Consider the following 1768-nt stretch of genomic DNA (forward strand, 5'->3'; position numbering starts at 1 on the left):
TCGTCGACGTCCGGGTCGTCACCGAATTGCGCGGCGATGTCGATCGGCTCGAGCACCTGCGTGACGATCTTGGTGGGCAGGGGCAGGTTCGGCGGGATCACCGCGCTGAAGCCGAACGGGAAGCCGAACGACAGCGGCAGGATGGCGCTGCGCAGCAGGCGCTTGATGCCGAGCCGCTCGGCCAGCCAGGTGCCGCGGGACAGGTAGAGCTGGGTCTCCTGCCCGCCGATGGACACCGCGGGCACGATGGGGACGCCGGCGTCGATCGCCGTCCTGACGTATCCCTTGCGGCCGTTGAAGTCGATGACGTTCTCCGCGAGCGTGGGCCGGTATGCGTCGTAGTCTCCGCCCGGGAAGACGATCACCACCCCGCCGGACCGCAGGGCTTGGGCCGCGTTCTCCCGATTGGCCCGGATGTATCCGGTGCGCCGGAAGAACTCCCCGGTGGGGCCGGTCATCAGGATGTCGTGGCTCAGCGTGTAGACCGGCCGGTCGTAGCCGAACTTCTCGTAGAAGTGAACGGTGAAGATCGGCACATCCATCGGGAACATGCCGCCGGAATGGTTCCCGACGACCAGCGCACCGCCGGGCGGGAACGAGCCCAGGCCGTGCACCTCGGACCGGAAGTAGGTCTTCATGGCCGGGCGCATGACGCCCATCAGGCGCTGGGTCAACACGGGGTCGAATTTGCCGATGTCGCCGACATCGGGGTGATCGTCGTCGGTCACGTTCCTCCCTTGACGCTCCCGCGAGGCTGCCTCGGGTCTGAAAGAGCCGCGTCGAGTTCCTCGATGGTAGCGAGCGGGGCGGGCCGGCCGTCACGGTGTTTAGCTCTTTGGCTTTCCGGGGATATGGTGCCGCAGGGGCGCGGGCGCTATTGTTACGACGCCTTCAGTGAGATTTCGAGAAACGGGAACCCGATGGACGTTGCCGGTTTATCCCCAGAGCGCAGCGCCCGCTCAGGGGGTGCACGCAGGATCAGCCCCCGTGATCATCGGGTCCGCCGGCCCCACGCCGGGGCGGCCCGTCCCGAGCCGAAGGGATCCGTGCCGTCGGCGCCGGGTAACGACCGGCCTGCCGCAGACGCCGGTCCGGCCACCCCCGATGCGGCCGACCAGCGCCAGGCCGACTACTTCGTGCGGGTGCTCTCCCAGAATCGCAGGCTCATCGAGCAGCGGCTCGACGATTACCAGAAGGCGATCGCGGCCGCGCAAGCCGGCGGCGACGTGGAAACCGTGTGCAACCTTCGGCGCATGGCGCGCATCGAGGAGCAGGATCGGGACAATCTCGACGGCATGCTCGAACGGTTGCGCAGCCGCTTCGCCCGCCGGGCCTCGGGGGAGCCGACTGCCCTAACCGGGCGGCCCCGCTCCGCGGTTCGTTAGCAATTCCCTTACCGCGCAGCGCTTTACGCCCCTCGAGCGACCAGCGGGGGCTGAGGCCGAGCCGAATCGGCCACGCCCGCACCGCGGTGCCGATACATTTGACGGGCCAGCTGGTTTCCGCCGACACCGAACGAGGCCGCCATGGGATTCATGACCCCTGACCTTCCCGACGTCGATCGCAAGACCTGGCCCACACTGCCCCGGGCAACCCGGCTGCAGGTCGTGACGCGGCACTGGGCGGAACACGGCTTCGGGACACCGTATGCCGTGTATCTGCTGTACCTGTTCAAGATCGCCCTGTACGTCGCCGTCCCCGCCGCGATCATCTCGCTGACCCCGGGCCTCGGCGGGCTCGGCCGGATCGCCGACTGGTGGACGCAGCC

General features: G+C 68.4%; 3 protein-coding genes. 2 read left to right on the forward strand and 1 reads right to left on the reverse strand.

Going from position 1 to position 1768, the window contains the following annotated elements; all coding sequences use genetic code 11:
• Positions 1 to 659: lysophospholipid acyltransferase family protein (locus A9X05_RS09180; RefSeq protein WP_156736581.1), on the reverse strand; the 659-nt coding region annotated here is incomplete at its 3' end.
• A gap of 387 nt (positions 660 to 1046) precedes the next feature.
• Here A9X05_RS09180 and A9X05_RS09185 point away from each other — a divergent pair.
• Both A9X05_RS09185 and A9X05_RS09190 read left to right on the forward strand, forming a co-directional pair.
• Positions 1047 to 1385 (forward strand): hypothetical protein, encoded by a 339-nt coding sequence (locus A9X05_RS09185; protein ID WP_231978304.1) that lies wholly within the window; start codon positions 1047 to 1049, stop codon positions 1383 to 1385.
• A 141-nt stretch (positions 1386 to 1526) separates the two neighbouring features.
• The coding region (locus A9X05_RS09190; protein ID WP_197498982.1) for a DUF3556 domain-containing protein at positions 1527 to 1768 on the forward strand (242 nt) is incomplete at its 3' end.

It is taken from the genome of Mycobacterium sp. E3298 (assembly GCF_001666895.1).
In the GTDB taxonomy this organism is placed as follows: Bacteria; Actinomycetota; Actinomycetes; order Mycobacteriales; family Mycobacteriaceae; genus Mycobacterium.